General features: G+C 64.9%; 27 protein-coding genes. 20 read left to right on the forward strand and 7 right to left on the reverse strand.

Annotation, left to right across the window (positions count from 1 at the left end; genetic code table 11):
• The first annotated feature begins 175 nt into the window (after positions 1-175).
• From dapA to AC0L2J_RS18735, 4 genes are read left to right on the forward strand one after another with little or no spacing between them, the layout of a single operon-like run.
• Positions 176-1,066, forward strand: a complete 891-nt coding sequence (dapA, locus tag AC0L2J_RS18720) for a 4-hydroxy-tetrahydrodipicolinate synthase (RefSeq protein ID WP_007603384.1) — start codon at positions 176-178, stop codon at positions 1,064-1,066.
• A 52-nt stretch (positions 1,067-1,118) separates the two neighbouring features.
• Entirely contained in the window at positions 1,119-1,535 is a 417-nt protein-coding gene (gene mscL / locus AC0L2J_RS18725; protein WP_035975062.1) for a large conductance mechanosensitive channel protein MscL, read from the forward strand.
• 59 nt (positions 1,536-1,594) lie between these two features.
• A complete protein-coding gene (smpB, locus tag AC0L2J_RS18730) occupies positions 1,595-2,068 on the forward strand; it encodes an SsrA-binding protein SmpB (protein WP_007603387.1) in 474 nt (157 codons plus the stop codon).
• Positions 2,069-2,072: 4 nt separating this feature from the next.
• Positions 2,073-2,666: a peroxiredoxin gene (locus AC0L2J_RS18735; protein ID WP_473392942.1), complete on the forward strand. Its 594-nt coding sequence runs from the start codon at positions 2,073-2,075 to the stop codon at positions 2,664-2,666.
• Here the strand turns inward: AC0L2J_RS18735 and AC0L2J_RS18740 are convergent.
• The gene (locus AC0L2J_RS18740; RefSeq protein ID WP_007611191.1) at positions 2,663-3,337 is read right to left on the reverse strand and encodes a uracil-DNA glycosylase; all 675 of its coding nucleotides are present in this window, start codon (positions 3,335-3,337) and stop codon (positions 2,663-2,665) included. The genes AC0L2J_RS18735 and AC0L2J_RS18740 overlap by 4 nt on opposite strands.
• On the reverse strand, positions 3,318-3,965 hold the full coding sequence (locus tag AC0L2J_RS18745) for a LabA-like NYN domain-containing protein (protein WP_007603390.1): 648 nt from the start codon (positions 3,963-3,965) through the stop codon (positions 3,318-3,320). The genes AC0L2J_RS18740 and AC0L2J_RS18745 overlap by 20 nt, the downstream gene beginning before the upstream one ends.
• 329 nt (positions 3,966-4,294) lie before the next feature.
• Here AC0L2J_RS18745 and rpoZ point away from each other — a divergent pair, with 329 nt between their 5' ends.
• The 12 genes from rpoZ to AC0L2J_RS18805 all read left to right on the forward strand — a co-directional run bounded on the left by rpoZ (position 4,295) and on the right by AC0L2J_RS18805 (position 16,783).
• Positions 4,295-4,687, forward strand: a complete 393-nt coding sequence (rpoZ, locus tag AC0L2J_RS18750; RefSeq protein WP_007603391.1) for a DNA-directed RNA polymerase subunit omega — start codon at positions 4,295-4,297, stop codon at positions 4,685-4,687.
• 209 nt (positions 4,688-4,896) lie between these two features.
• Positions 4,897-7,182, forward strand: a complete 2,286-nt coding sequence (locus AC0L2J_RS18755; protein ID WP_007611189.1) for a RelA/SpoT family protein — start codon at positions 4,897-4,899, stop codon at positions 7,180-7,182.
• A 44-nt stretch (positions 7,183-7,226) separates the two neighbouring features.
• Positions 7,227-7,979, forward strand: coding sequence for a pyridoxine 5'-phosphate synthase (locus tag AC0L2J_RS18760; RefSeq protein ID WP_473392948.1), 753 nt, complete (start codon positions 7,227-7,229; stop codon positions 7,977-7,979).
• Positions 7,976-8,395 (forward strand): holo-ACP synthase, encoded by a 420-nt coding sequence (acpS, locus tag AC0L2J_RS18765; RefSeq protein WP_007611179.1) that lies wholly within the window; start codon positions 7,976-7,978, stop codon positions 8,393-8,395. Before AC0L2J_RS18760 ends, acpS begins: the two co-directional genes overlap by 4 nt.
• Positions 8,396-8,643: 248 nt before the next feature.
• Positions 8,644-9,408, forward strand: coding sequence for a signal peptidase I (gene lepB, locus AC0L2J_RS18770; RefSeq protein WP_007611177.1), 765 nt, complete (start codon positions 8,644-8,646; stop codon positions 9,406-9,408).
• Positions 9,405-10,256 carry a ribonuclease III gene (gene rnc / locus AC0L2J_RS18775; protein ID WP_007611172.1) on the forward strand — a complete coding sequence of 284 codons (852 nt, stop codon included), beginning with the start codon at positions 9,405-9,407 and terminating at the stop codon, positions 10,254-10,256. The genes lepB and rnc overlap by 4 nt, the downstream gene beginning before the upstream one ends.
• Positions 10,246-11,172 carry a GTPase Era gene (gene era / locus AC0L2J_RS18780; RefSeq protein WP_007611165.1) on the forward strand — a complete coding sequence of 309 codons (927 nt, stop codon included), beginning with the start codon at positions 10,246-10,248 and terminating at the stop codon, positions 11,170-11,172. Before rnc ends, era begins: the two co-directional genes overlap by 11 nt.
• Before the next feature lie 21 nt (positions 11,173-11,193).
• Entirely contained in the window at positions 11,194-11,574 is a 381-nt protein-coding gene (locus tag AC0L2J_RS18785; protein WP_007611164.1) for a hypothetical protein, read from the forward strand.
• A 122-nt stretch (positions 11,575-11,696) separates the two neighbouring features.
• The gene (gene recO, locus AC0L2J_RS18790; RefSeq protein ID WP_007611162.1) at positions 11,697-12,449 is read left to right on the forward strand and encodes a DNA repair protein RecO; all 753 of its coding nucleotides are present in this window, start codon (positions 11,697-11,699) and stop codon (positions 12,447-12,449) included.
• 100 nt (positions 12,450-12,549) lie between these two features.
• Complete coding sequence (locus tag AC0L2J_RS18795) at positions 12,550-12,834, forward strand: hypothetical protein (RefSeq protein ID WP_007611160.1); 285 nt, start codon at positions 12,550-12,552, stop codon at positions 12,832-12,834.
• Between the two features lie 61 nt (positions 12,835-12,895).
• Positions 12,896-15,154: a DNA topoisomerase IV subunit A gene (gene parC / locus AC0L2J_RS18800; RefSeq protein ID WP_007611158.1), complete on the forward strand. Its 2,259-nt coding sequence runs from the start codon at positions 12,896-12,898 to the stop codon at positions 15,152-15,154.
• Positions 15,155-15,238: 84 nt separating this feature from the next.
• Entirely contained in the window at positions 15,239-16,783 is a 1,545-nt protein-coding gene (locus AC0L2J_RS18805; protein ID WP_473392953.1) for a GMC family oxidoreductase, read from the forward strand.
• A gap of 901 nt (positions 16,784-17,684) precedes the next feature.
• Here AC0L2J_RS18805 and AC0L2J_RS18810 read toward each other — a convergent pair.
• Positions 17,685-18,098, reverse strand: a complete 414-nt coding sequence (locus AC0L2J_RS18810) for a hypothetical protein (RefSeq protein WP_007611147.1) — start codon at positions 18,096-18,098, stop codon at positions 17,685-17,687.
• A 107-nt stretch (positions 18,099-18,205) separates the two neighbouring features.
• Between AC0L2J_RS18810 and AC0L2J_RS18815 the strand changes: the two genes are divergently transcribed.
• Positions 18,206-19,141 carry a LysR family transcriptional regulator gene (locus AC0L2J_RS18815; protein ID WP_473392958.1) on the forward strand — a complete coding sequence of 312 codons (936 nt, stop codon included), beginning with the start codon at positions 18,206-18,208 and terminating at the stop codon, positions 19,139-19,141.
• 162 nt (positions 19,142-19,303) lie between these two features.
• On the opposite strand, the gene chrA is transcribed toward AC0L2J_RS18815, so the two are convergent.
• On the reverse strand, positions 19,304-20,689 hold the full coding sequence (chrA, locus tag AC0L2J_RS18820) for a chromate efflux transporter (protein WP_473392961.1): 1,386 nt from the start codon (positions 20,687-20,689) through the stop codon (positions 19,304-19,306).
• Positions 20,689-21,507, reverse strand: coding sequence for a chromate resistance protein ChrB domain-containing protein (locus AC0L2J_RS18825; RefSeq protein WP_473392965.1), 819 nt, complete (start codon positions 21,505-21,507; stop codon positions 20,689-20,691). Before AC0L2J_RS18825 ends, chrA begins: the two co-directional genes overlap by 1 nt.
• Before the next feature lie 196 nt (positions 21,508-21,703).
• Between AC0L2J_RS18825 and dmeF the strand changes: the two genes are divergently transcribed.
• Positions 21,704-22,654: a CDF family Co(II)/Ni(II) efflux transporter DmeF gene (gene dmeF, locus AC0L2J_RS18830; protein ID WP_473392967.1), complete on the forward strand. Its 951-nt coding sequence runs from the start codon at positions 21,704-21,706 to the stop codon at positions 22,652-22,654.
• A gap of 78 nt (positions 22,655-22,732) precedes the next feature.
• A complete protein-coding gene (locus AC0L2J_RS18835) occupies positions 22,733-23,563 on the forward strand; it encodes an N-acyl homoserine lactonase family protein (RefSeq protein WP_473392969.1) in 831 nt (276 codons plus the stop codon).
• Between the two features lie 5 nt (positions 23,564-23,568).
• Here the strand turns inward: AC0L2J_RS18835 and AC0L2J_RS18840 are convergent, their stop codons facing one another.
• Both AC0L2J_RS18840 and AC0L2J_RS18845 read right to left on the reverse strand, forming a co-directional pair.
• Positions 23,569-23,760, reverse strand: a complete 192-nt coding sequence (locus AC0L2J_RS18840; RefSeq protein ID WP_473392971.1) for a hypothetical protein — start codon at positions 23,758-23,760, stop codon at positions 23,569-23,571.
• Between the two features lie 31 nt (positions 23,761-23,791).
• Positions 23,792-24,949, reverse strand: coding sequence for an MFS transporter (locus AC0L2J_RS18845; RefSeq protein WP_473247996.1), 1,158 nt, complete (start codon positions 24,947-24,949; stop codon positions 23,792-23,794).
• 183 nt (positions 24,950-25,132) lie between these two features.
• Here AC0L2J_RS18845 and AC0L2J_RS18850 point away from each other — a divergent pair, with 183 nt between their 5' ends.
• On the forward strand, positions 25,133-26,392 hold the full coding sequence (locus AC0L2J_RS18850) for an adenylate/guanylate cyclase domain-containing protein (RefSeq protein ID WP_473392975.1): 1,260 nt from the start codon (positions 25,133-25,135) through the stop codon (positions 26,390-26,392).
• The last annotated feature ends 96 nt before the right edge of the window (positions 26,393-26,488 follow it).

The following is a 26,488-nucleotide window of genomic DNA, read 5'->3' on the forward strand; positions in this document are numbered from 1 at the left end:
TGATTGAATATGCGGACAAAATACCAACAGCCGCTTACCTTTGCCCGGTTTGCACCACCACCGCGGCAAAATCGCGGCCTAAAGCCGTGCGTCACACCGAAGCGGGTCTTTTACCGACGGGATAGACCCGATATGAATGCGGCTTGCTCGAGATCGCCGCGTACGGAGGAAGTCCATGGCAGCCAAGACAAAATTCCGGGGATCGTTCACCGCCTTGGTCACGCCGTTCAAGAACGGCTCGCTGGACGAGGCGGCGTTTCGCTCCCTGGTCAACTGGCAGATTTCAGAGGGCACCAACGGCCTGGTCCCGGTCGGCACCACCGGGGAGAGCCCGACGCTGAGCCATGACGAGCACAAGAAGGTCGTCGAATGGTGCATCGAGGAGGCGAAAGGCCGCGTGCCTGTCGTTGCCGGCGCCGGCTCCAACTCGACCAAGGAGGCGATCGAGCTCGCCCAGCACGCCGAGAAGGCGGGCGCGAACGCGGTTCTGGTCGTGACGCCCTACTACAACAAGCCGACCCAGGAAGGCATGTACCAGCACTTCAAGGCGATTAACGACGCGATCGGGATTCCGATCATCATCTACAACATCCCGCCGCGCTCGGTGATCGACATGTCGGTCGACACCATGGCGCGGCTGTGGGAGCTGAAGAACATCGCCGGCGTCAAGGACGCCACCGCCAGCATGGTCCGCGTCTCGCAGCAGCGCGCGGCAATGGGCGAGGACTTCAACCAGCTCTCGGGCGAGGATGCGACCATCCTCGGTTATATGGCCCATGGCGGCCATGGCTGCATCTCGGTGACCTCGAACGTCGCGCCGCGGCTGTGCTCGGAGTTCCAGGCCGCCTGGGCGAAGGGCGATCATGCCACCGCGCTGAAGCTGCACGACAAGCTGATGCCGCTGCACAACAACCTCTTCATCGAGAGCAATCCGGCGCCGATCAAGTACGCGCTGTCGCTGCTCGGCAAGCTGGACGAGACGTTGCGGCTGCCGATGGTGCCGGTCACCGAGCCGACCCGCGTTGCCGTGCGCAGCGCGATGGTTCATGCCGGCCTCATCAACTGACGCGCTAGCGGATCGGGGAGCTTTTATGGCGATCGAAGAAAGAGGCACGCGGATGCTCACGGAGTTCCGCGAGTTCGCCATGAAGGGCAACGTCGTCGACCTCGCGGTCGGCGTCATCATCGGCGCGGCCTTCGGCGCCATCGTGACGTCGCTGGTCGGCGACGTGATCATGCCGATCATCGGTGCGGCCACCGGCGGTCTCGACTTCTCGAACTACTTCACGCCGCTTTCGAGCAAGGTCACCGCCGCAAATCTCGCGGACGCGAAAAAGCAGGGCGCCGTCTTGGCTTGGGGCAACTTCCTCACGCTGACGATCAACTTCATCATCATTGCCTTCGTGCTGTTCCTGGTGATCCGTGCCATGAACAAGTTGAAGCGCAAGGACGAGGCGGAGCCTGCCGCTCCGCCGAAGCCGTCGGCCGAGGTCGAGCTGCTGACCGAGATCCGCGATCTCCTCAAGAAGTCTTGACGCGCGGGCTTCATCCAAACTGTTAGCGTCCTCGCGCATCTCGATCAGGTTTGTCTCCCATGGCCGACAAGAACGAACGTCCGATCAAGGTCATGGCGGAAAATCGCAAGGCCCGCTTCAACTATGCCATCGAGGATACGATCGAGGTCGGCATTGCGCTGACCGGCACTGAGGTCAAGTCGATCCGCAACGGCAAGAGCACGATCGCGGAATCCTACGCCGATTCCAAGGACGGCGAGATATGGCTGATCAACGCCACCATTCCGGAATATCTCCAGGGCAACCGCTTCAACCACGAGCCCAAGCGGCCGCGAAAACTGCTGCTGCATCGCAAGCAGATCAACAAGCTGATGGGCGCGGTCGACCGCGAAGGCATGACGCTGATCCCGCTCAAGCTTTACTTCAACGAGCGTGGTCGCGCCAAATTGCAGCTCGCGGTTGCAAAGGGCAAGAAGCTGCACGACAAGCGCGAGTCCGAGAAGAAGCGCGACTGGAGCCGGGAGAAGGGCCGCCTGATGCGGGCGAGGGGATAGCGGGATGACTCAGAGAAACCTGCTCGAGGTCGATTGGACCCGGATTCCCGCCCCCGCGGATGATGGCGGCGCCGCGCACCTGAAAGGCCTGCCGCTGCCGCCGGTCAGCCTGCTTGCCACTGACGACACCTCAGTCGCGCTGTCGGCACTGCGTGGCCGGACCGTGGTGTTCGCCTATCCGCGCACCGGCGAGCCCGGCAAGATCGCGCTGGTCGACGATTGGGACATGATCCCGGGCGCGCGCGGCTGCACGCCGCAGACTTGCGCGTTTCGCGATCTGTTCGCCGAGCTGAAGGCCGCCGGCGCCGCGCAGGTGTACGGCCTCTCGACCCAAAGCAACGCATACCAGACCGAGATGGCCTCGCGGCTGCATCTGCCGTTCCCGGTGCTCTCGGACGAGAAGCTGGCGCTGACGCGCGCCCTGAATTTGCCGACCATGGAGGTCGCGGACCTGACGTTGATCAAGCGCCTGGCGCTGATCGTCGACGACGCCAGGATCACGCATGTGTTCTATCCGGTGTTTCCGCCCGACCGGAACGCCGGCGATGTCCTGGACTGGCTGAAGGCCAATCCGGCCAGGGGCTTGTCTAAGGATTAGTCGAGGTCGGCCTTCACCTTCGCGAACACGGAGCGGAACATGTCCGGCGTCAGCACGCGGGTGTTCGTGTTGTAGCGGGAGCAGTGATAGCTGTCGTACAGGCTGAATGCGCCGGCCTGATGCACGGCGCCGTGGCCGAAGGGGGCTTGCGATCCCTTCAGGTTCAGCGGCTTGAGCACGGTGTCGTGCGCAATGCGCCCGAGGGCGACGATCGCGCGCAGGTTCGGCATCGTTGCGAGATTCGCCGCGAGGAACTGCCGGCAGGTGTTGATCTCGACCGGCAACGGCTTGTTCTGCGGCGGCACGCAATGCACCGCATTGGCGATCCGGCAGTCGACCAGCTTCAGGCCGTCGTCGGGACGCGCCTGATATTGGCCCTTGGCGAAGCCGTATTCGAGCAGCGTGGCGTAGAGCAGGTCGCCGGCATAATCGCCGGTGAAGGGACGGCCGGTGCGGTTGGCGCCCTGCATCCCCGGCGCAAGGCCGACGATCAGCAGGCGCGCCTTGATGTCGCCGAAAGGCGCAACCGGTGCATTGTGCCACAATGGCTCGCGCGCGCGGTTCGCCTCGCGAAAGGCGACCAGGCGCGGACAGAGCGGACAGTCACGGTCGGGGACGAGGCTGAGAGGCTGGCGGCTTGACCGGGCCGCCTCACTCCTCGAAGTCGTCATCGCCCCTCGCCGGCGCCATCGTGGTCGCGCGCTGGAGGAACTGCGGGGCGTGGTGGCGCGCCTCGCGGTCGCCGCGGTCACGCGGGGCGGGGCGTTCGGACGGGTCGCGGCCGAGCTTTGACTGCAGCTCGACGAGGTCGGTGAAGACGTCGGCCTGGCGGCGCAGCTCGTCCGCGATCATCGGCGGCTGGCTGGCGATCGTGGAAATCACGGTGACCCGCACGCCGCGGCGCTGAACGGCCTCGACCAGAGAGCGGAAGTCGCCGTCGCCCGAGAACAGCACCATCTGGTCGATGTGCTCGGCGAGCTCCATGGCGTTCACGGCGAGCTCGATGTCCATGTTGCCCTTGACCTTGCGGCGGCCGGAGGCGTCGATGAACTCCTTGGTCGCCTTGGTGACGACGGTGTAGCCGTTGTAGTCGAGCCAGTCGATCAGCGGCCGGATCGAGGAGTACTCCTGATCCTCGATGATCGCGGTGTAGTAGAACGCCCTAAGCAGCGTCCCGCGGCTCTGAAACTCCTTCAGCAGGCGCTTGTAATCGATGTCGAAGCCCAGAGTTTTCGCCGTCGCGTAGAGATTGGCTCCATCGATGAAGAGCGCGATCTTGTCGGTAGAGGAAGGTGACATTCAGTTTGCTCGCGTAGAGTTCGTGATTGATCGTTTATTGTTGGCGCGGCGACAGCAAGCCGCGCACTTCTAAAGTCCCGCCGAAACCCGTCGAAACCGCAAATCCGGAGAAGTCGGGGCAATCAAGGTATAGTTATGGCCAACTTGCATAGACCCGGCGCTGCCGTCGCCGGCAGACCGCGAAACCACCCATCCCAGCCCCAATGTGGGGGTAGCAGAGCCGTTTGGCGAGGCCAAATCACAAATTGGCCTTGCGAAACCCTCCCGGCCCCTATAACTAGCGGCATTCATCCACATATTTCGTCCCACCCACAACGGAGCGACAGTCGATGGCTCGCGTCACCGTAGAAGATTGTATCGACAAGGTCGACAACCGGTTTGACCTGGTCCTGCTGGCCGCCCACCGCGCCCGCATGATTTCGTCTGGTTCACAACTAACGGTTGACCGCGATAACGACAAGAACCCTGTTGTGTCTTTGCGCGAAATTGCAGAGACCACCATTTCGCCGGAAGACCTCCGCGAGGAGCTGGTGCACTCGCTGCAGAAGTTCGTCGAGGTCGACGAGCCCGAGCCGGACACTGTGCCGCTGATCGGTTCCGCCGGTGCAAGCGTGGATGCAGACGATACCGAAGTCGCGGTTGAGCGCATGACGGAAGAAGAGCTCCTGAAGGGTCTCGAAGGCCTCGCGCCGCCCGAGGAGCAGCCCGAGGAAGACGAGTAAATCGTCCCGTCGCTCTCATCGACTTCTTTGTGATCTGATCAAAGGCCCGAACCGTCGTTCGGGCCTTTGCTTTTGTTGGCGTTTTCGTGGTTACCATAGCGTCGTCGGTTCGCGCCTGTCCCTGTCACTGAATTGATCGGACACGCGCGCGATCGGAGCTAAGATGTATACAACGGGCCGTGTCGTGGTCCGTTTGAAGGCAGGACGGCATGGTATATCGACGCCGCACACCAACGCAGATGCAGGCCGCAACCGAATCGGTTGCCGTGGCCCCGACTGCGCCGGTGGCGCGCCCGGCGAAGCCTCGCGCCCGCATGATGCGTCAATATGACCTCGTCGAGCGCGTCAGGTCCTACAATCCCAACACCGACGAAGATCTGCTGAACCGCGCCTATGTCTACGCCATGAAGGCGCACGGCTCGCAGACCCGCGCCTCGGGCGACCCGTACTTCTCCCATCCGCTCGAAGTGGCGGCGATTCTCACCGACCTGAAGCTCGACGACGCCACCATCGTGGCTGCGCTGCTGCACGACACGATCGAGGACACGGAAGCGACGCGGGCCGAGATCGACCAGATCTTCGGGCCCGAGATCGGCGCGCTCGTCGAGGGCCTGACCAAGCTGAAGCGGCTGGAGCTGGTGTCGCGGGAGGCCAAGCAGGCCGAGAATCTGCGCAAATTGTTGCTGGCGATTGCCGACGACGTCCGCGTGCTCCTGGTGAAGCTCGCCGACCGCCTGCACAACATGCGCACGCTGGACTTCGTGCCGACGGAATCGCGACGGCGCATTGCCGAGGAGACGCTCGATATCTATGCGCCGCTGGCCGGGCGCATGGGCATGCAGGAAATGCGCGAGGAGCTGGAGGACCTGTCGTTCCGGACGCTCGACCCGGAAGCCTATTCGGTGGTGATGCAGCGGCTCGATGCGCTGGCCGAGCGCAACCGCAATCTGATCGGCGAAATCGAGGACCAGCTCTCCAACAATCTGCGCCACCGGGGTCTTGGGGCGCGGGTCTATGGCCGGCGCAAGAAGCCATTCTCGATCTGGACCAAGATGGAGCGCAAGTCGGTCGGCTTCGAGCAATTGTCCGACATCTTCGGCTTCCGCGTCGTCGTCAACGACATCGAGGCCTGCTATCGCGCGCTTGGCATCGTCCACACAAATTGGCCGGTCGTGCCCGGGCGATTCAAGGACTACATCTCGACGCCGAAGCAGAACGACTACCGCTCGATCCACACCACCGTGATCGGCCCCGGCAACCAGCGGGTCGAGTTGCAAATCCGCACCGAGGCGATGGACCAGATCGCCGAGCGCGGCATCGCCGCGCACGTGTTCTACAAGGAAGGCGTGGGCTCGCCGACCGAATTCCTCAAGCGGGAGTCCAATGCGTTCGCCTGGTTGCGCCACACCATCGGCATCCTCTCGGAGAGCGCCAACCCCGAGGAATTCCTCGAGCACACCAAGCTCGAGCTGTTCCACGACCAGGTGTTCTGCTTCACCCCGAAGGGCAAGCTGATCGCGCTACCGCGCCACGCCAACGTGATCGACTTCGCCTATGCCGTGCATACCGACGTCGGCAACAGCGCGGTGGGCTGCAAGATCAACGGCCAGTTTGCGCCGCTATCCTCGGAGCTCCAGAACGGCGACGAGGTCGAGGTGCTGACCTCCGAAGCGCAAGCGGCGCCGCCGTCGGCCTGGGAAACGCTCGCGGTCACCGGCAAGGCGCGCGCCGCGATCCGCCGCGCCACCAGGACTGCGGTGCGCGATCAATATGTCGGCCTCGGCCGGCGCATCGTCGAGCGCCTGTTCGAGCGCGCCAAGATCGAATACGCCGACGACAAGCTCAAGGGCGCGCTGCCGCGACTGGCACGAACCTCGATCGAGGACGTCATGGCGGCTGTGGGACGCGGCGAGATCAAGGCCTCCCACGTCGCGCGTGCGATGTATCCCGACTACAAGGAGGAGCGCATCGCGCGCTACGGCGTCAAGAAGGGGCTTGCCGCCAAGCTCAAGGAGAAGTCGTCCGAACCACCGCGCAGCCCGGTCGCGATCCCGATCCGCGGCATCAATTCCGACCTGCCGGTGAAGTTCGCGCCGAACGGCGGCGCTGTGCCCGGTGACCGCATCGTCGGCATCGTCACGCCGGGCGAGGGCATCACCATCTACCCGATCCAGGCGCCGGCCCTGAAGGATTTCGAGGAAGAGCCGGAGCGCTGGCTCGACGTGCGCTGGGACATCGAGGACTCCGCGCCGCAGCGCTTCCCGGCCCGTATCAAGGTCGAGAACGTCAACGAGCCCGGTGCGTTGGCGCAGATCGCGACCGTGATCGCCGAGCACGACGGCAACATCGACAACATCAGCATGCAGCGCCGCTCACCGGATTTCACGGAGACGACGATCGATCTCGAAGTCTACGATCTCAAGCATTTGAGCGCGATCCTGGCCCAGCTGCGCGCGAAGGCGGTCGTCGCCCGCGCCGAACGTGTTAATGGATAGACGCCTTCCGTCTTGTCTATTCCTATGATTCCGTGAGTCCTGAAATGCCTGCACCTCCGCTCCGCCTCGGCGTCAATGTCGACCATGTCGCGACCCTGCGTAACGCGCGCGGCGGCCGCAATCCCGATCCGGTGCGCGCGGCGCTGCTGGCGATCGAGGCCGGCGCCGACGGCATCACCGCTCATTTGCGCGAGGATCGCCGGCACATCCGCGACGAGGACATGGCGCGGCTGAAAGCCGAGATCTCCAAGCCGCTCAATTTCGAGATGGCGGCGACCGAGGACATGATGCGCATTTCGCTCGCCACCAGGCCGCACGCGGTGTGCCTCGTGCCGGAGCGGCGCCAGGAGGTGACGACCGAAGGCGGGCTCGACGTCGTCGGCCAGCACAATGCGCTGGCGCCTTATATCGCGCGGCTGAACGATGCTGGCATCCGGGTGTCGCTGTTCATCGCGGCCGATCCCGCCCAGGTCGAGATGGCAGCGCGGCTGCGCGCGCCCGTGATCGAGATCCACACCGGCGCCTGGTGCGACGCCGTCGTCGACGGTCACGCCGACAAGGCCGAGGCCGAATGGCGGCGGATCGTGGCAGGGGCGAAGCTGGCGAGGGAAGCGGGGCTGGAGGTTCACGCCGGACACGGGCTGGACTACGCGACGGCGGAGACGATCGCCGGCTTGCCGGACATCATGGAGCTCAACATCGGCTACTACATGATCGGCGAAGCCCTGTTCGTTGGTCTCGCCGAGACGGTGCGCAGCATGCGCGCGGCGATGGACCGCGGCCGGAGCCGGGCATGATCATCGGCATCGGCTCCGATCTGATCGACATCACCCGTGTCGGCAAGGTGATCGATCGCCATGGCGAGCGCTTCCTCGACCGCATCTTCACCGCGGCGGAGCGGGCCAAGGCGGAGCGGCGCGCCAAGAACGAGAAGATGGTGGTGGCAACCTACGCCAAACGCTTCGCCGCCAAGGAGGCCTGTTCCAAGGCGCTCGGCACCGGCATCAGGCGCGGCGTGTGGTGGCGCGACATGGGGGTGGTCAACCTGCCGGGAGGGCGGCCAACCATGCAATTGACGGGCGGGGCGCTGGCCCGGCTCCAGGCCCTGACGCCGGAAGGGTTCGCGGCGCAGATCGACCTGTCCATCACCGATGACTGGCCGTTGGCACAGGCCTTCGTCATCATTTCCGCCGTGCCGCTGGCCAAACCCTGACGGCACTCCGATCATTTTATAATTCGCATTCAAAATCAAACGCTTATGCAGTTTTGATGCGATCCTTGATTGCGTGGCCTCCGACAACCGTCTAAAAGTCCGCGGACGCAAATCAGGCTGGGCGAATTCGGCTTTACGCCGGAATTGGCCCTCATTATCAGAATCAGGACAATCTCCTTGGGCCGCGAGCGATGGGCTGCTCGCGCGAGGAGGGCGCGCTGTGACCGCCCGCCGGAATTGAGAGAGCAATGAGCGTGACTTCAGGAACGAAAACTGAGAGCGGCGTCGGCGAAACGATCCGGGTCGTGATCCACGCTCTCCTGATTGCGCTGGTGATCCGCACCTTCCTGTTCCAGCCGTTCAACATCCCATCCGGCTCGATGAAGGCGACGCTGCTGGTAGGCGACTATCTGTTCGTCTCGAAATATTCCTACGGATACAGCCACTACTCGATCCCGTTCTCGCCGCCGCTGTTCTCGGGGCGGATCTGGGGCTCGGACCCGAACCGCGGCGACATCGTCGTGTTCCGCCTGCCGAAGGACGATTCCACCGACTACATCAAGCGCGTGATCGGCCTTCCCGGCGACCGCATCCAGATGCGGGACGGGCTGCTCTACATCAACGACACGCCGGTCGAGCGGCAGCGCATGAGCGAATTTGTCGGCGAGGACCCCTGCGGCGCCGAAGGCAGCGGCGTCTCCCGGGTGAAGCGCTGGAAGGAAACGCTCCCGAATGGCGTATCCTACGAGACGCTGGACTGTGCCGACAACGGCTACGTGGACAACACCAACGTCTACACCGTGCCGACCGGCCATTTCTTCATGATGGGCGACAACCGCGACAACTCGACCGACAGCCGCTTCCTTGGTCAGGTCGGCTACGTGCCGAAGGAGAATTTGATCGGGCGCGCCCAGATGATCTTCTTCTCGATCGCCGAAGGCGAGCATGCCTGGATGTTCTGGCGCTGGCCGTGGGCGGTGCGCTGGAATCGCTTCTTCAAAATCGTCCGATGAAAGACGAAGCCAAGGACATCGCGACCCTGCCGACCGAGGCGCAAGCGGGCCCCGACGGCGAAGCTGCGACCAAGAGCCTTGAAAGCAAGACGCCTGAAAACAAGACGCCTGCGAAGAAGAAGCGGGTGCGGAGCAGCAAGGTCAGGGGCTCGGATGCGAATGCGGGGCTCGAGGCACGCATCGGCTACAGCTTTGCCGATCCGAACCTCTTGATGCAAGGCATCACGCATGTCTCCGCGCTGAAGTCTGGGCGCAAGCGCGGCGACAGCTATCAGCGGCTGGAATTCCTCGGTGACCACGTGCTCGGGCTCGTCGTCTCCGACATGCTCTATCACACCTTCCCGAACGCCGACGAAGGCGAGCTGTCCAAGCGACTTGCCGAACTGGTGCGCAAGGAGAGCTGCGCCGATGTCGCCAAGTCGCTCGGTCTGCTCGACGACATCAAGCTCGGCTCGGTCGGCTCCAGCGCCGACGCGCGCCTGCGCAAGAGCGTACTTGGCGACATCTGCGAGGCCGTGATCGGCGCCGTCTTCCTCGACGGCGGCTACGCGGCGGCGGCCGATTTCGTCAAGCGCAACTGGACGGAGCGCATGCACAAGCCGCGACGTCCCTTGCGCGATCCCAAGACCGTTCTCCAGGAATGGGCGCAAGGCAAGGGATTGCCGACGCCCGTATATCGCGAAGTCGAGCGCACCGGCCCGCATCATGATCCGCAATTCCGCGTCGCGGTCGATCTTCCGGGACTCGCTCCGGCGGAAGGCATCGGCGGCAGCAAGCGCGCGGCAGAGAAGGTGGCAGCTTCAGTGATGATTGAACGTGAAGGCGTTGGCGGCGGCAATGACGGTTGAAGCAAGCGGCGAGGCGCCCACTGCTACGCGCTGCGGCTTCGTCGCGCTGATCGGCGCGCCCAACGTCGGCAAATCCACGCTGGTCAATGCGCTGGTCGGGGCCAAGGTCACGATCGTTTCGCGCAAGGTGCAGACCACGCGCGCGCTGATCCGCGGCATCGTGATCGAGAACAACGCACAGATCATCCTGGTCGATACGCCCGGCATCTTCCTGCCCAAGCGCCGGCTGGACCGCGCCATGGTCTCGACCGCCTGGAGCGGCGCGCATGACGCCGACCTCGTCTGCGTGCTGCTGGATGCCAAGGCCGGCATCGACGAGGAAGCCGAGGCGATCCTCACCAAGGTCGCCAGCGTCAAGCACGAGAAGATTTTGGTCATCAACAAGGTCGACCTGGTCCAGCGCGAGAAGCTGCTGGCGCTGGCGCAGGCCGCCAACGAGCGCATGGCCTTCGCAAAGACCTTCATGATCGCGGCGATCTCCGGCGACGGCGTCGACGACCTCCGGCATACGCTGGCCGAGATCGTGCCGCCGGGGCCGTTCCTCTATCCCGAAGACCAGATGTCGGACGCGCCGATGCGGCAGCTTGCGGCCGAGATCACCCGCGAGAAGATCTTTCGCAAGCTGCACCAGGAATTGCCCTACCAGTCCACCGTCGAGACCGACAAGTGGGAGGAGCGCAAGGACAAGTCGGTGCGCATCGAGCAGACGATTTTCGTCGAGCGCGAGAGCCAGCGGAAGATCGTGCTCGGCGCGGGCGGCGCCACCATCAAGTCGATCGGCGCGGACTCGCGCAAGGAGATCGGCGAGATCCTGGGCGTGCCGGTGCACCTGTTCCTGTTCGTCAAGGTGCGCGAGAACTGGAGCGACGATCCCGATCGCTACCGCGAGATGGGCCTGGAATTTCCCAAAGAATAACCAAGAAAAGATCGGTTGGCGATGAGCGTACCCAGCAACGTACGGCGCTTCGAAGCGTTGCTCTATGCATCGTTGATGCTGGATGCCTTGTCGATGGCGGTGCAGGACCGCACGCCGAATGCCGAGATGACCGAACAGATGATCATGACGTCGACGCTGCTTGCCGGCGGCATGATCCTGCTGCTGGTCTATTTCGTCCGGCTGGCCGCGCGCGGGCGCAAGAACTGGCCGCGCTGGGTACTGGCTGCAGCACTCGTGCTATCGGTGATCTCGCTCGGCCAGATCATCGGCCAGAAGGGCATGGAACTCGACAGCGCCATCGAGATCGTCTCCTGCGTGCTGACGGCGATGGGATTGTATTTCTCATTCCGCGGCGACGCGCAGGGCTGGTTCAACGCGTGAGGCCGTGTCGGGTGGATTGGCGGCGCGCAATTCACCTTCCAGGAGTGCATCCGCGATTGGCCGATTAGGCCTTCGGCCAATCCGCCCTACGATTGAAGACCGGAATCCGCTAGACTTCACCGATGGAATGGACCGACGAAGGCATCGTGCTGGGGGTGCGGCGGCATGGCGAGAGCAGCGCCATCGTCGAGCTGCTGACCCGCGCGCACGGCCGCCATCTCGGTCTCGTCCGCGGCGGCGCCGGCTCGCGGATGCGGCCGCTGCTGCAGCCCGGCAACAGCCTCAGCGTGGTGTGGCGGGCGCGGCTCGATGAGCATCTCGGCACCTATGCCATCGAGGGCCTCAAGCTGCGGGCGGCGACGCTGCTGGGATCATCCCACGGCGTCTACGGCATCACCCATCTCGCCTCGATCGCGCGGTTGCTGCCGGAGCGCGATCCGCACGAAAACCTCCTGGCGCTGCTCGAACATTCGCTGGACGATTTCGACGACATCGGCAGCGCGGCCGTGCACGTGATCCATTTCGAACTGGCAATGCTCACCGAACTCGGCTTCGGGCTGGCGCTGGAAAACTGCGCCGTGACCGGAGAAACCAACGACCTGATCTACGTCTCGCCCAAATCCGGCGGCGCGGTGTCGCGCGGGGCGGGCGAACCGTGGCGCGACCGCCTGTTGCGGCTGCCGCCGTTCCTGCGCCAGGGCGAGGTGCAGGGCGACCTCACCGATCAGGATCTCCAGGACGGCTTTCGACTGACCGGCCTTTTCCTGCTGCGTCACGTGCTGGAGCCGCGCGGGCAGGGCCATTCCGACGCGCGGGCAGGCTTCATCAACGCGCTGATTCGACAGCAGGCAAAGGCCGCCATTCCCGCGCCATGAGCCTGGCGCGGCCCTGCGTTGCCTCAGCGGGCCAGCCGTTGCTGGAACAAAACTGGGTTCCCCGGACTTGCCAATTTGGGTTCCAATCGGGGATAGGCTCATGCTGATCAAGGGACTTGTGATATCGGCAGCGCTGATCGCGCTGGCGCCGGACGCCCTCGCGGGTGAGCAGCCGGGCGTTTTTCGCCGTGCCTCCTGCACCGTCGTCAGGTTCTATGTGGCCAAGTATTCGGCTGCGGCAGCCGAGGCCTGGGCCCGCTCAAAAGGCGCGACGGAGGCCGAGATCGAGACGGCCCGGCGGTGTCTGACCAATGCCCCCGCCACCACCCAGGCCAAAAACGCCCAACCCACCCAGACCTTCACCGCAGGCTGGGCCGGCCAGTAGGCCGCCCACAGGGAACCAATCGATCCTTGCCCGATTCGCTTCCACGGTTTAACCGGGCGGCATGGGAAAACGATTGATTCCGCCGGAGGAACCGGCCGAAATTCACGAGGTGCCGCTGCGTGAGGCGCTGGAAGAGCGCTATCTTGCCTACGCGCTCTCCACCATCATGCACCGCGCGCTGCCGGATGCGCGCGACGGCCTGAAGCCGGTGCACCGCCGCATTCTCTATGGCATGCGCCTGCTCCGGCTCGACCCGGGCACGGCGTTCAAGAAATCCGCCAAAATCGTCGGCGATGTGATGGGCTCGTTCCATCCGCACGGCGACCAGGCGATCTACGACGCCATGGTGCGTCTCGCCCAGGATTTTTCCTCGCGCTACCCTCTGGTCGACGGCCAGGGCAATTTCGGCAACATCGACGGCGATAATCCCGCCGCCTACCGCTACACCGAAGCGCGCATGACCGACGTCGCGCGGCTTCTGCTCGACGGTATCGACGAGGACGGGGTCGAATTCCGTCCCAATTACGATGGTCAGTCGAAAGAGCCGATCGTGCTGCCCGGCGGCTTCCCGAACCTGCTCGCCAACGGCGCGCAGGGTATCGCGGTCGGCATGGCGACCTCGATCCCGCCGCACAACGCGGCCGAACTCTGCGACGCCGCGCTGCATCTGATCGAGAAGCCCGACGCGAAATCCAAGGCGCTGCTGAAATGGGTCAAGGGTCCGGATTTCCCGACCGGCGGCATCTGCGTCGATTCCAAGCAGGCGATCGCTGAAGCCTACACCACCGGCCGCGGGTCGTTTCGCGTCCGCTCCCGATGGGAGCAGGAAGAGGGCGCGCGCGGCACCTGGGTCGTCGTCGTCACCGAGATTCCCTTTCTGGTGCAGAAATCGCGGCTGATCGAGAAGATCGCCGAGCTGCTCGACCAGAAGAAGCTGCCGCTGGTCGGCGATATCAGGGACGAGTCGGCCGAAGACGTCCGCATCGTGATCGAGCCGAAGTCGAAGAACGTCGATCCCGCGCTGATGATGGAATCGCTGTTCCGGCTGACCGAGCTCGAAAACAAGATTCCGCTGAACCTCAACGTGCTGATCAAGGGCCGCATTCCCAAGGTCGTGGGGCTCGCGGAGTGCTTGCGCGAATGGCTCGACCATCTGCGCGACGTGCTGATCCGTCGCACCAACCATCGCAAGGCCGAGATCGAGCGCCGGCTGGAGATTCTCGGCGGCTTGCTGATTGCCTATCTGAACATCGACGAGGTGATCAGGATCATCCGCAATGAGGACGAGCCGAAGCCGGCGCTGATCAAGGCGTTCAAGCTCACCGAGGTGCAGGCCGAAGCCATCCTCAACATGCGGCTGCGAAGCCTGCGCAAGCTCGAGGAGATGGAGATCCGCAGCGAGGACAAGGATCTTCGCAAGGAGCTGAAGGGCATCGAGGGACTGCTGGCGTCCGAGCCCGAGCAGTGGAAGAAGGTCGGCGAGCAGGTCGGCAAGGTCCGCGACATGTTCGGACCGAAGACCCCGCTCGGCAAGCGCCGCACCACCTTTGCGGACGCGCCCGAGCATGATCTCGCCGCGATCGAGGAGGCCCTGGTCGAGCGCGAGCCAGTGACGGTGGTCGTCTCCGACAAGGGCTGGATCCGCACCCTCAAGGGCCATGTCGAGGATCTCTCGGGGCTGGCCTTCAAGCAGGACGACAAGCTCGGGTTCGCGTTCTTCGCGGAGACGACCTCGAAGCTGCTGCTGTTCGCCACCAACGGCAAGTTCTACTCGCTCGATGTCGCAAAACTTCCGGGCGGCCGCGGTCATGGCGAGCCGATCCGCCAGTTCATCGATCTCGAGCCGGAGGCCGCGCCGGTCACGCTGTTCGTCAACAAGGGCGGGCGCAAATTCCTGGTCGCGAGCCACGAGGGCCAGGGCTTCGTCGTCAACGAGGACGATTGCGTCGGCACCACCAAGAAGGGCAAGCAGGTTCTCAACGTCGACATGCCGAATGAGGCGCGCACGGTCACCGAGGTGCTCGGCGACACCGTCGCGGTGATCGGCGAGAATCGCAAGATGCTGATCTTCCCGCTCGACCAGGTGCCGGAGATGGCCCGCGGTCGCGGTGTGCGTCTGCAGAAGTACAAGGACGGCGGCCTCTCCGACATTGCCGTGTTCGACGCCAAGACGGGCCTGACCTGGAAGGACTCCGCCGGCCGCGAATTCTCCGCGACTATGAAGGAGCTCGCCGAGTGGAAAGGCTCCCGCGCCGACGCCGGCCGTCTGCCGCCGAAGGGATTCCCGAAGTCGAACAAGTTCGGCAGGGTGATCGGGTAGTCGGGCGACAGTCTGGTTCCGCCGGTGCGCGCGGTCTGATACCGTCCGGCATCCCGGTGTTCTGGAATCTTGAGAAGTAGCCCGATGTACGATGTCATTGTTGTCGGCGGCGGCTCCGCCGGCGCCGCTGTTGCGGCTCGGCTCTCGGAGGATGCCGCACGGCGCGTCCTGCTGCTCGAGGCCGGTCTGGACTGGCGCGCCGACGAGGCGCCTTGGGAAGTGAGGACGCCGAACCCGATCCCGATCATCCACAAGCGCGAGTACCAGGAGAAATGGCAATGGCCGGATCTTCTGACGCGCCGTGTGGCGGGGCAGGAGCCGCGCTTCTACTGGCGCGGCAAGGGGCTCGGCGGCTCGTCGATGATGAACGGCCAGATCGCCATCCGCGGCGTTGCCGATGCGTTCGACGAATGGGCCGCCAATGGCTGCACCGGCTGGTCCGCCAAGGACGTCATGCCGTTGTTCTCGGTGATCGAGGATGATCTGGAATTCGGCGACGCCGCCGGCCACGGACGCGGCGGACCGCTGCCGGTCTATCGTGCGCCGCCCGAGAAATGGGGACCGATCGATCGCGGCTTGCGCGATGCGGCGCTGGCGAGCGGCTATCCTTGGTGCGCCGACGTTAACGGCCCTGATGGCGAGGGCGTCGCCTGCTATCCCATCAACAGCCGCGACAGCCGCCGCATCACGACCAACGAGGGCTATCTGGAGCCCGCGCGCAGCCGCGCCAATCTGGAAATTCGCGGGCATGCGCTGGTCGATCGCGTGCTGATCCGCGATGGTCGGGCGACCGGCCTCCGTGTTCACATCGAGGGGCAGGGCACCCACGAGATCAGCGCGCGCCAGATCGTGCTGTGCGCCGGCGCCATCCACAGTCCGGCGATCCTGTTGCGCTCGGGCCTTGGACCGGCCGGTGAGCTGCAGGCGATGGGGATCGCGGTCGAGCGCGACCTGCCGGTCGGCCGTCACTTCTTCGACCACCCGCTGTTTCGCGCCACGATCCAGCTCCACGAAAATCTGCGGCCCACCGATCCGGACACGCGTCATACCAATTGCTGCGTGACCTATTCCTCGGGCCTCGCCGACGGCGGCAAGCGCGACATGATCCTGATCGCCTTCAACCACCGCGGCATCGGTGTGCCGGGCGCGATCGGCGCCGGGCTGTTCAACGCGTATTCTCGTGGCACGCTCAAGCTGACCTCGACCGACCCCGCGATCGATCCGGTCGTCGAGGAAAACATGCTGGCCGATCCCCGCGACATGCTGCGCATGATGGATGCGGTGAAGCGGCTGGCCGTGATCACCTCCCAGCCGGCGCTGTCAGGCATCGCCGACTGGATCCGGCTCGCCGACACCGATCTGACGCTGCAGCAAGCCGCTGCGCTGCCGGAGAATGAACTCGATGCGCTGCTGCGCCGTGAGACCGGCGACATCCAGCACGCCGCCGGTAGTTGCCGGATGACCGGCGTCAACGACGCCGACGGCGTGGTCAATCCTGATGGTACGGTGAAGGGCATCGCGGGCCTGCGCGTCGCCGACGCCTCGATCATGCCGTCGGATTGCCGGGCCAACACCCACTTCACGACGGTGGTGATTGGGGAAGCGATTGCGCGGATGATGATGAGGTAGAGCGACAACGACGGTTTCATGCCTCGGCTCGACCGGGGCATCCAGTCCGCCGCGGCCTCTCTTCTCGATCGCGACTGTCTCGGAGTACTGGATCGCCCGCCTTCGCGGGCGATGACAGTGAGAATAGGGCTAGGACCTACTGTCGCGCCGATCCACACTTCAAACAGCGGACGAGAGTTCGCGATCTCGCGGCTGCTTCCGCCCGAGTTTTGCGTCGTCGCATTGCCCTTGTTGAGACAAGGGCGCAGGGAAGGCCGGGCGCCGGCTGGCACCCGCAGGTCCGTGCGCGATAGAAATGCACACGGGGTGGACCACAGGTTCGCCGGATCGCCCGGCCTTCCCTGCGCGATGGTTTTAACGTGTCCTTCGTGCTCTCCTCGGGGAGCGATGCACTATTGCCCCCGTCGTCCTGCAGATGACTGATGCGCGCGCCCGGTTGGGCCGCCACATCACTGCAGGACTTGACGCACAGACCCCGGGCGTCAGGACCACACGACTTGTTCGTCCGCGCACGTCTTCGCATGTCGCTTCGAGTGCTGGCGTGTGCTCACACCCGAAGCCATGCGAAGGCGCTGTCGGCATCGTGTCGTAGGCACGAAGGCCATTGCTCACAGCCGAAGCCGCCCTGCAATGCCTGTTATGCCCGACGCCGTCGCGTCCATCGCTGCCCAGCCCGCGGTTCGTGACGATCGCGATCCGCCCCTTGTCTCGGGCCAGGGTGTGCCGCTTGTACGTCAAATCCGAATTTCGGTAAAGTGGAATATTTTGCGAGGTGGGCTTGACAGGCGATGTGGCGGAAGTGATCGCGGCTGTTTTGCCCGACGGGCACGGGGAGGTGCTCAAGGACAAATTCCAGATAAGCTCCGTCAAGGCGAATGCAGAGGCAGTCGCCTCGATGCGTTCACATCGCCTTCGCGAGCGCGAACAGCCGGAAATCCTCGAGCGCCGCGTGCCGATGCGGGGCGGCTTCGCGCCGGTAAATCTCGGTGTCGACGATCGAGCGGAAGGTGGCGAAATCGCCGTATTCATTGATCGCCGCTTCGTCCCAGCGTTCGCCTGGCGAGCCGACGAGGCTCGTTAGGACCGGCCCGGAAAACATCCGCACGAGCGGCTTACCGGCCGCGAGACGCCGGAATGCCGGCCTGTAGCGTTCATGGAAGGCTTCGCGGCCCGAGCAGGGCGCGGCGTCGAATCCGTCCTCGTAACGCGCAAACGCGCGGTAGCGCAGCAGATTGAGCATATAAACCGGCTGGCCGGGTGGAATCGCGCGCTCGGCGGCGTCAAGGGCTTGCAGGGTGATTTCGATGGGGTTCATGGGACTTCCCGCGTTTCCAGCGCCGCAGAATGCGGGCTGACGCTTACTGTTTAGCCGTTCAGGCAGGGCTCTTGTAGTGACCATGCAGCCATGACTATGTGGACTGCATGTCCACAACGACTTTACCTCCCGACCTCTCTCGTCTCCTCGCCTTCGTCCGCGTCGTCGAGGCGGGCTCCTTTGCCGAAGCCGCGCGGCGGGCGGGGACGACCACCTCGGCAATGTCCAAGGCGGTCGCCCGCTTTGAAAAGGCTCGCGGGTTGCGGCTCTTGCATCGCTCCACCCATTCGTTGGCGCTGACCGAAGAAGGCGACAGGCTGATGGCGGCGGGACGCGCGTTGGTCGAAAGTCTCGCCCATGTCCAATCCGCGCTCGGCGAAGTCTCGGGCGACGATGGCGGACGCGTGCGCGTGACCGCCCCCGCCTCATTCGCGCGCGCCTGCATCCTGCCGCGACTGCCCGCGTTCCTGCGGGAACGGCCGGAAATCGAGATCGAGGTCAAATTCCGCAACGAGATTCTCGATCTCGCGGCGGAAGGCGTCGACATCGCGATCCGCTCAGGGCCCCTCGACCGCGCGCCCGGCCATCAGGCGCGGCGGCTGTGCACGTTCTCCTGGATCGCTTGCGCCTCGCCTGCCTATCTGAACGCGCGCGGCGCGCCGGCTACTCCATACGAGCTTTCCGCGCACGACCACGTCGGCTTCCGGAATCCCGCGAGCGGTCAGATCCTGACCTGGCGCTTCGCCGACCCGCGCGGCAAAGGACCCATTCGCATCACGCCCAAACCCAAGCACATTTGCGACGACGCGCACGCTTCGCTCGCCTTGATCGCGAATGGGTTCGGCATCGGCTGGGGGCCAACGTGGCTCGTCGACGAAGACCTTCGCGCCGGCCGGCTGGTCGAAGTGCTTGCGCCCTGGCGCGCGTCCGGGGAACCCCTATGGATGCTGCGCACCTCCGACCGCCGCCCGCCGCTGCGCACACAGCGCGTCATGTCGTTCCTCGCCACGCTTCCCGCCGCGTTCAGCGACAAGGGGGTGTGAAGCATCGGTCGTCACCGAAATTCAGGCGCCAAGAAACTGAGCTCAAGGTCCTGGGGATTCGTAGGGAAGCCCCCCTTGGCCTATAGCCGCCATGCAAACCTGACGGCTTAGTGACGCCTTCCATTGGCAAACCGGGACGCAACGAACCACTGAGTTCGCGTCCTAGATCACCCCCGCCAGCCGCAGCGCCACGCCAGCGGTACACGAACCGGCGAGCACCGTCAGCATGCCGAGCTTGAAGCGGAAGATCGCGGTTGCGGCAGCGATCGACAGCGCGAGCGCGGGGATATCGACGCTGGTCAGGACCGGCATGTCGAAGGCAAACGGAAACGCGTGCACCGGCACGGTCTCGCGGAACAGCGTGTGCAGCGCGAACCAGATCGAGAGGTTGAGGATCACGCCGACGACGGCGGCCGTGATCGCGCTGAGCGCACCGCCGAGGCCCTTGTTGCCGCGCAGCCGTTCAACGTAAGGGGCGCCTACGAAAATCCAGAGGAAGCAGGGCGTGAAGGTGACCCAGGTTGCGAGCAATCCGCCGAGCGTAGCCGCGAGCATCGGCGACAGCCCGCTGGCGTCGCGGTAGGCGGCCATGAAGCCCACGAACTGGAGCACCATGATCAAAGGGCCGGGCGTGGTCTCGGCCATGCCGAGGCCGTCGAGCATCTCGTGCGGCTTGAGCCAGTGATAATGCTCGACCGCCTGCTGGGCGACATAGGCCAGCACCGCATAGGCGCCACCGAAGGTGACCAGCGCCATTTTTGAGAAGAACAGCGCGATGTGACTGAAGACATTGTCCTGTCCGACAGCGAGCAACAGCGCGATCACCGGCACCAGCCAGAGCGCCAGCCACAACGCGCCGACGCGAATCGTGCGCGTGGTGTTGGGGCGGACATGCTCGGGCACAGCGTCGCCGAGCATGCTGTCGATCACGGCGCTGCTGCCGCCAGGGCCGTGACCGGCCGGCGCGAATTCCGGACGGCCCTGTTTTGCGCCGATATATCCGATGATGCCTGCGGCGATGATGATGACCGGGAAGGGGATCGCGAAGAAGAAAATCGCGACGAAGGCGATCGCGGCAAGCGCGATCATGACGCGGTTCTTCAGCGCGCGCTTGCCGACGCGCACCACGGCCTCGACGACGATGGCGAGCACGGCGGCCTTCAGCCCGAAGAACAGCGCCTCGACGAAGCTGACATTGCCGAAGGCGGCGTAGACATAGCTCAGGCCCATGATGGCGATGATGCCGGGCAGGATGAACAGCCCGCCCGCCATCAGCCCGCCGGCGGTGCGATGCATCAGCCAGCCGACATAGGTCGCGAGCTGCTGTGCCTCCGGGCCCGGCAAGAGCATGCAGTAGTTCAGCGCATGGAGGAAACGGGCTTCCGAGATCCAGTTCTTCTCCTCGACCAGGATGCGGTGCATCACCGCGATCTGGCCCGCGGGCCCGCCAAAACTCAGGCAGGCGACACGGAGCCAGACGCGAAAGGCTTCACTGAAGCTGACGCCGTGACCGGTATCAGCTCCTGTTTCGGTCGTACGGGTATCCATCAAGCCTTCGCCTTGTTGGTCGGCCAGTTGTGGGTCTCAGACGTCGCGTCGCGGCACCAACGATAGAAGGCGTCGTAGAGCAGCATGCCGGCCTCGAGCTGTTCGAGATCGTCATCATACATCCGCGACAGCCCGAGCGAAGCCGCGAGCAGGCCGGGGGCCTCAGGGGCGAGGTCGGAGCGCCCGGTGTCGGCGCCGCGCACCAGCGTTGCGAGCCGGAGCAGCGCAGGCGCGGCAATCCCGAACTCCTCGATCATTACATCGAAGGTGCAGAGCTCGCCACGGTGGCTCCAGAACACGTTCTCGATGTCGAACGGGGCTGCGTTGAAGCGTTGCCCGACCGCCACCACTTCCGAAGGCGCCACGAACAGGAAGACGGCCGTGGGATCGACGAAGCGTCGGATCAGCCAGGGGCAGGCGATGCGGTCGACCTTTGGCCGCGCCCGCGTCACCCAGACGGTGCGTCCCTTGGCGTCGCGCGGCGGCAGCTTGCGGGTATCGAGCAGCGGCAGCTTTGCCGCCTTCCAGCCTTCGAAGCCGCCCTCCAGCGTCTCGGCTTGCACGCCGAGCTGCCTGAGCCACGCCGCTGTGCCCTGCGCGAGCTTTTCGCCGCGCAAGCACGAGACGATCGCGGAACGGCCGGCGAATTGGCCGCCCCATTCCGGAACATTGTCGTGGCTGAGCTTGATCGAACCCGGGATCAGCCGCCGGTCGGCGGCAAAATCCTCGTCGGTGCGCACGTCGATCAGGACAGGCGCATTCGCCGTGCCGATCAGCCGTGCCATTTTTTCAGATGATATCGTCGTGTAGGAAGACATGATGCGCCCTCGTGAAAAACAACGGGACGCGATACTTGGGCATGTCGCCTCGTGGGGAGATCGCTCAAATCCCCATACACTTCATTACATCGAAACAGCACCTATCTGTCAATCGGCTCGTTGCGCCGGATTTGTCCGGCGACCCCGCAGGTCTATATTGGGGGTCAACGGACCAGATCTTGCGGAGAATTTCTCGATGCACTCCCATTCCATCGAACAATGGACCCATGACCACGCCTTTCTGGGCGAGAAGCACGACGAGAACGAGCGGCGCACCTGGCTCGTCGTCATCCTGACGCTGGTCATGATGGTCGGCGAGATCGTCGCCGGCTCGATGTTCGGGTCGATGGCACTGCTCGCCGACGGCTGGCACATGGGCACGCATGCGGCGGCGCTGGGGATTGCGGCGTTCGCGTATCGCTTTGCGCGGCGGCACCTTGGGAGCTCGCATTTCAGCTTCGGCACCGGCAAATTCGGTGATCTCGCCGCCTTCGCCAGCGCGATCATCCTCGGCCTGATCGCGGTCGAGATCGCCTATGAGAGCGTGCTGCGCCTGATCAATCCGGTGCCGATCGTCTATGGCGAGGCCATCGTGGTCGCTGCCCTCGGCCTGTGCGTCAATCTCGCCAGTGCCTGGCTGCTCCGCGACAGCCACGATCACCACCACCACGGTCATGCGCATGATGATCACGATGATCATGACCACGATCATCGTCACCACCACCACGACAACAATCTCCGCGCCGCCTATGTCCACGTCATGGCGGACGCGGCGACCTCGGTGCTGGCGATCGCCGCGCTCGTGGTCGCCATGTATTCGGGATGGGCCTGGGCCGATCCCGCGGTCGGCCTGATCGGCAGTGCCGTGATCGCAAGCTGGGCGTTCGGCCTGATCAAGACATCGGGCGCGGTGCTGCTCGACGTGCGCGCCGACGAGAAGCTGGAGCGTGTGATCCGGGCGCGGATGGAGGTTGGCGACGACCGCGTCACCGATCTGCATCTCTGGCAGGTCGGCCCCGGCCATTGCGCCGTGCTGCTCTCCGTGGTGTCGGACCAGCCGAAGCAACCGGCCGTCTACAAGAGGCGGCTCGCCGGGTTGAAGCGGCTGAGCCACGTCACGGTCGAGGTCGAGACTTGCCCGCATTGAAGCGGTTTGCGGGAATTCTGCGAACGGGCCGGGGTTGATCCTCGGTCACAGCCGACAATGGCTGCTAGGGAGGAACGAATGACCCCAAGGATCACGCTCGCTGTCGCCGCCGCTGCTCTCGTTCTGTCCGGCCATGCGGCGCTGGCGCAATCGGAAAAGACCGGTGTCGAAAGGCTCTACGTCCTCAATTGCGGCGAGGGCACCGCCGGCGACATCTCGCGCTGGACGCCCGGCCTCAACGAGGGCAAGACGATGGAGTTCGTCGACAGCTGCTATCTCGTCAAGCACGCCAAGGGCTGGCTCCTGTGGGACACCGGCATCGCCGACGCAGTCGCCGCGATGCCGAACGGCCTTGCGCCGGCCGATCCCAAGGCCGTGGCCTGGCGCCGGCCGAAGACGCTTGCCGCCCAACTCGAACAGCTCGGCCTCAAGCCCGGTGACGTCAAGATGATGGCCGTCTCGCACACCCATCCCGACCACACCGGCAATGTCGAGCTGTTCCCGCAGGCCATGCTCTACGTGCAGAAGGCCGAGTATGACTGGCCCGGCGCCAACAACGAGCCGCGATTCAAGCCGTCACATCCGGTCGAGCTGCTTGCGGGCGACAAGGACGTGTTCGGCGACGGCAGCGTGACCATCCTGTCGACGCCCGGCCATACGCCGGGACACCAATCGCTGCTGGTGAAGCTGCCGAAGACCGGTGCCGTGGTGCTGTCCGGCGACGCCGTGCACTTCAAAGACAATTGGGACAACCGCCGCGTGCCCAGCATGAACGCCAACAAGGACCAGAGCGCGGCCTCGATGCAGAAGATCGCCGACACGCTCAGCAAGGAGAAGGCGCAGCTCTGGATCAACCACGACAAGGTCCAGCGCGCCAGCCAGAAGATGTCGCCGGAGTTTTACGACTGACGCGGCTAGCCTTTCGGTGCGCTCACGGCGGGCGGGCTCGCGTCCGGCATCTTCTTCGGCTTCAGCGAGCCGGCGTAGAAGGAGATCAGCCAGACCAGGATGATGGCGAGGAGATAGACGCCCCAGGCCTGCGGCGGCGTGGTCGCCCAGCGCAGGAGGCCTTTGAATGTGCGGGGTGGGCGCGTGTCTTCGGTCATGCTCCGCTTGTGCGCGAAAGCTCCCGCCCGGTCAATCCGGCCGCGGTTGCGCGCGGATCATGAACAGCGCGGCCAGCGCCGAGAGGCTGAGCGCCGAGGAGACGATCAGCACCTTGGCCCCCATGACGTCGATGAGCAGGCCGAAGGCCAGCGGCGCCACCGCCTGCGCCATCCGTGCCGGCGCGCCGATGATGCCGAGGCGATAGCCGAAATCCTTGGGGCCGAAGATCGACAGCGGCAGCGTGCCGCGCGCGATGGTCAGGATGCCGTTGCCGGAGCCGTGGAACAGCGCAAACGCACTGGCCGCGGCGCCGCCGAAGATGGCCACGACCACCGCGCCGATGGGGTGGGTGAGGCAGGCGAGCCGCGTCGACCATAGCGGATGAAAGCGACTGAGGAAGCCTGCTTCCAGAACCCGCGCGGCGACTTGCGCGGGGCCGATCAGCGCTCCGGCCGCGATCGCCTCGACCGGCGTCGCGCCTGTGGTCTCCAGGATGCGCGGAAAATGCGCGGCCATCGCGCCAGTGACAGTCCAGACCGCTGCGAAGACGAACGCGAGCAGGATCATGGTGCGGTCGAGCGGCAGATGCGGCTTCTCTGCTGTCGCCGCGGCCTGCCTGGCGCCCTTGATGGTCGGCAGCAAGAAGAAGTTGAGCGGCAGGCCGATCAGGATATTGGCGGCGGCCCAGGCGAAGCAGGTCTCGCGCCAGCCGATATGGGCAAGCCCCCAGGCGGTGAGCGGCCAGCCGACGGTCGATGCAAAGCCCGCCATCAGCGTGATGCCGGTGATCGGCCTGCGCGCCTCGGTGCCGTAGATGCGGCCGAGCGCGGCGAAGGCAGCGTCGTAAAGCCCCATCGCCATGCCGATGCCGAGCACGAGCCAGGCCATCGCCATCACCGCCACCGATTGCGAGAGGCCGAGCAGAACGAGGCCGGCGGCGATCGTCAGGTTCGACACCGAGAGGACCTGCCGGCCGCCGACCAGATCGATCTGTCGCCCGATGCGCGGGCCGAGCAGCGCCGAGATCACCAGCGAAGCCGAGAACGCGCCAAACACCCAGTTGGAGGAAATGCCGAGATCGCGCGCCATGGGATCGGCGAGCAGGGCCGGCAGATAGTAGCTCGAGGCCCAGGCCAGGGTCTGCGTGGTACCGAGCGCCAGAATGATCGGAAGCTGGCGCTGGCTCATATCCCCGTATTTCTGATCGGCAGTGTCATCATTCGCATTTGCCGCCCGAGGCGGGAGCGCGTCAACAGCGTCCGCGACATATGCGACCTGCCGCGGGTGGGAGCCTTGGCCGCTGGCGGGAGCCTTGGCCGCGAGCTCCGCGCCACGCCTTTCGCTCGTCACGAATGCACGGCATAATGGCGCATGCAATTGACCTCGCGACTTGCGCTGATGAACTGGTTGGCCGGCCAGGGGCTCACCGGCCTGTCCGAACCCGAACTGCTGCGCGGCTTCTGCGAGCGCTGCCGCGCCGAGGGGCTGGAACTCTCGCGTGGGCTTGTCGTCATCGATACGCTGCACCCGATCTACGAGGGTCGCGCCTTCCGCTGGAGCGATACGCCGAGCAACGAGAGCGACGTGGTCGAATACGGCTCGACGGCCGAGGGCGACGCGGCCAACAATTGGCGCCGGTCGGTGTTCTATCATTTGCTCGAGCATGGTCACGACGAGATGGTGATCGACCTCGCCGACGCGCCCTCGCTCGATTTCTCGCAGATCGGCGAGCTCGCCGAAACGGGTCATCGCCATTTCCTGGCCTTTGTGCATCGCTTCGGGGAGACCGGAGCGCTCGGGCAGATGGACTGCCTCTACTCCTCCTGGACGACGCGACGCGACAGCGGCTTCGCCGACGCCGAGCTCGCAGCGCTGCGCGACCTCGTGCCGGTGCTGGGGCTCGCGATCAAGTCGGCGCAGCAGGTCGACATCGCGCGCACGCTCGGTCGCGTCTATCTCGGCCGCGACGCGTCAGAGCAGGTCTTGAGCGGACGTATCTCGCGCGGCGTCACAGAGCGCATCAACGCCGTGCTCTGGTATTCGGATCTGCGCGGCTCGACCGGAATCAGCGAGAGCATCGGCCCGGACGAGATCATCCCGTTCCTCAACGACTATGCGCAGGCCGTGATCGATGCGATCCACGACGCCGGCGGCGACGTGCTGAAGCTGATCGGCGACGGCGTGCTCGCGATGTTCACCGGTGAAGACATGGCGCATGCTCGGCGCGCGGCGCTGCGCGCCGAGCATCTATTCCGCAAGAACGTTGCAGCGCTCAATCTGCGGCGGGGCGCCGAGGGCCGTCCCACCACGTCCGCCTATATTGGCCTGCATGTCGGCGAAGTCTTCTACGGCAATATCGGCAGCGAGGACCGGCTTGATTTCACTGTGGTCGGTCCGACCGTGAACGAGGTCAGTCGCATTGCCTCGATGAGCCGTTCGGTCGATCGCGAGCTGCTGGCCTCGGCGGAATTCTACAAGGGCCTCGATGCCGCCGGCCGCCGCTACCTCGTCTCCACCGGCCGCTACGCGCTGCGCGGCATCGGCCGCGCACAGGATCTCTACACGCTCGATCCGGAGGTGGACGCGAGCGAGCCGGTGACGGGGAGCTACGAGCGGTATCTGGCGAGTTAAGTGCCGCTGCTCCCTCAATGTCGTCCTGGCGAAAGCCAGGACCCATCACCCCAGGGAGCAGTTTGGCAAAAATCGCCAACTGCGAGTCTTCGCAAA

It is taken from the genome of Bradyrhizobium sp. MV1.5 (assembly GCF_055807615.1).

What these genes read in the sequence shown, in the direction of transcription:
- dapA (WP_007603384.1), top strand. Translation starts at nt 176, where the DNA reads ATGGCAGCCAAGACAAAATTCCGGGGATCGTTCACCGCCTTGGTCACG.
- mscL (WP_035975062.1), top strand. Translation starts at nt 1,119, where the DNA reads ATGCTCACGGAGTTCCGCGAGTTCGCCATGAAGGGCAACGTCGTCGAC.
- smpB (WP_007603387.1), top strand. Translation starts at nt 1,595, where the DNA reads ATGGCCGACAAGAACGAACGTCCGATCAAGGTCATGGCGGAAAATCGC.
- AC0L2J_RS18735 (WP_473392942.1), top strand. Translation starts at nt 2,073, where the DNA reads ATGACTCAGAGAAACCTGCTCGAGGTCGATTGGACCCGGATTCCCGCC.
- AC0L2J_RS18740 (WP_007611191.1), bottom strand. Translation starts at nt 3,337, where the DNA reads ATGACGACTTCGAGGAGTGAGGCGGCCCGGTCAAGCCGCCAGCCTCTC.
- AC0L2J_RS18745 (WP_007603390.1), bottom strand. Translation starts at nt 3,965, where the DNA reads ATGTCACCTTCCTCTACCGACAAGATCGCGCTCTTCATCGATGGAGCC.
- rpoZ (WP_007603391.1), top strand. Translation starts at nt 4,295, where the DNA reads ATGGCTCGCGTCACCGTAGAAGATTGTATCGACAAGGTCGACAACCGG.
- AC0L2J_RS18755 (WP_007611189.1), top strand. Translation starts at nt 4,897, where the DNA reads ATGGTATATCGACGCCGCACACCAACGCAGATGCAGGCCGCAACCGAA.
- AC0L2J_RS18760 (WP_473392948.1), top strand. Translation starts at nt 7,227, where the DNA reads ATGCCTGCACCTCCGCTCCGCCTCGGCGTCAATGTCGACCATGTCGCG.
- acpS (WP_007611179.1), top strand. Translation starts at nt 7,976, where the DNA reads ATGATCATCGGCATCGGCTCCGATCTGATCGACATCACCCGTGTCGGC.
- lepB (WP_007611177.1), top strand. Translation starts at nt 8,644, where the DNA reads ATGAGCGTGACTTCAGGAACGAAAACTGAGAGCGGCGTCGGCGAAACG.
- rnc (WP_007611172.1), top strand. Translation starts at nt 9,405, where the DNA reads ATGAAAGACGAAGCCAAGGACATCGCGACCCTGCCGACCGAGGCGCAA.
- era (WP_007611165.1), top strand. Translation starts at nt 10,246, where the DNA reads ATGACGGTTGAAGCAAGCGGCGAGGCGCCCACTGCTACGCGCTGCGGC.
- AC0L2J_RS18785 (WP_007611164.1), top strand. Translation starts at nt 11,194, where the DNA reads ATGAGCGTACCCAGCAACGTACGGCGCTTCGAAGCGTTGCTCTATGCA.
- recO (WP_007611162.1), top strand. Translation starts at nt 11,697, where the DNA reads ATGGAATGGACCGACGAAGGCATCGTGCTGGGGGTGCGGCGGCATGGC.
- AC0L2J_RS18795 (WP_007611160.1), top strand. Translation starts at nt 12,550, where the DNA reads ATGCTGATCAAGGGACTTGTGATATCGGCAGCGCTGATCGCGCTGGCG.
- parC (WP_007611158.1), top strand. Translation starts at nt 12,896, where the DNA reads ATGGGAAAACGATTGATTCCGCCGGAGGAACCGGCCGAAATTCACGAG.
- AC0L2J_RS18805 (WP_473392953.1), top strand. Translation starts at nt 15,239, where the DNA reads ATGTACGATGTCATTGTTGTCGGCGGCGGCTCCGCCGGCGCCGCTGTT.
- AC0L2J_RS18810 (WP_007611147.1), bottom strand. Translation starts at nt 18,098, where the DNA reads ATGAACCCCATCGAAATCACCCTGCAAGCCCTTGACGCCGCCGAGCGC.
- AC0L2J_RS18815 (WP_473392958.1), top strand. Translation starts at nt 18,206, where the DNA reads ATGTCCACAACGACTTTACCTCCCGACCTCTCTCGTCTCCTCGCCTTC.
- chrA (WP_473392961.1), bottom strand. Translation starts at nt 20,689, where the DNA reads ATGGATACCCGTACGACCGAAACAGGAGCTGATACCGGTCACGGCGTC.
- AC0L2J_RS18825 (WP_473392965.1), bottom strand. Translation starts at nt 21,507, where the DNA reads ATGTCTTCCTACACGACGATATCATCTGAAAAAATGGCACGGCTGATC.
- dmeF (WP_473392967.1), top strand. Translation starts at nt 21,704, where the DNA reads ATGCACTCCCATTCCATCGAACAATGGACCCATGACCACGCCTTTCTG.
- AC0L2J_RS18835 (WP_473392969.1), top strand. Translation starts at nt 22,733, where the DNA reads ATGACCCCAAGGATCACGCTCGCTGTCGCCGCCGCTGCTCTCGTTCTG.
- AC0L2J_RS18840 (WP_473392971.1), bottom strand. Translation starts at nt 23,760, where the DNA reads ATGACCGAAGACACGCGCCCACCCCGCACATTCAAAGGCCTCCTGCGC.
- AC0L2J_RS18845 (WP_473247996.1), bottom strand. Translation starts at nt 24,949, where the DNA reads ATGAGCCAGCGCCAGCTTCCGATCATTCTGGCGCTCGGTACCACGCAG.
- AC0L2J_RS18850 (WP_473392975.1), top strand. Translation starts at nt 25,133, where the DNA reads ATGCAATTGACCTCGCGACTTGCGCTGATGAACTGGTTGGCCGGCCAG.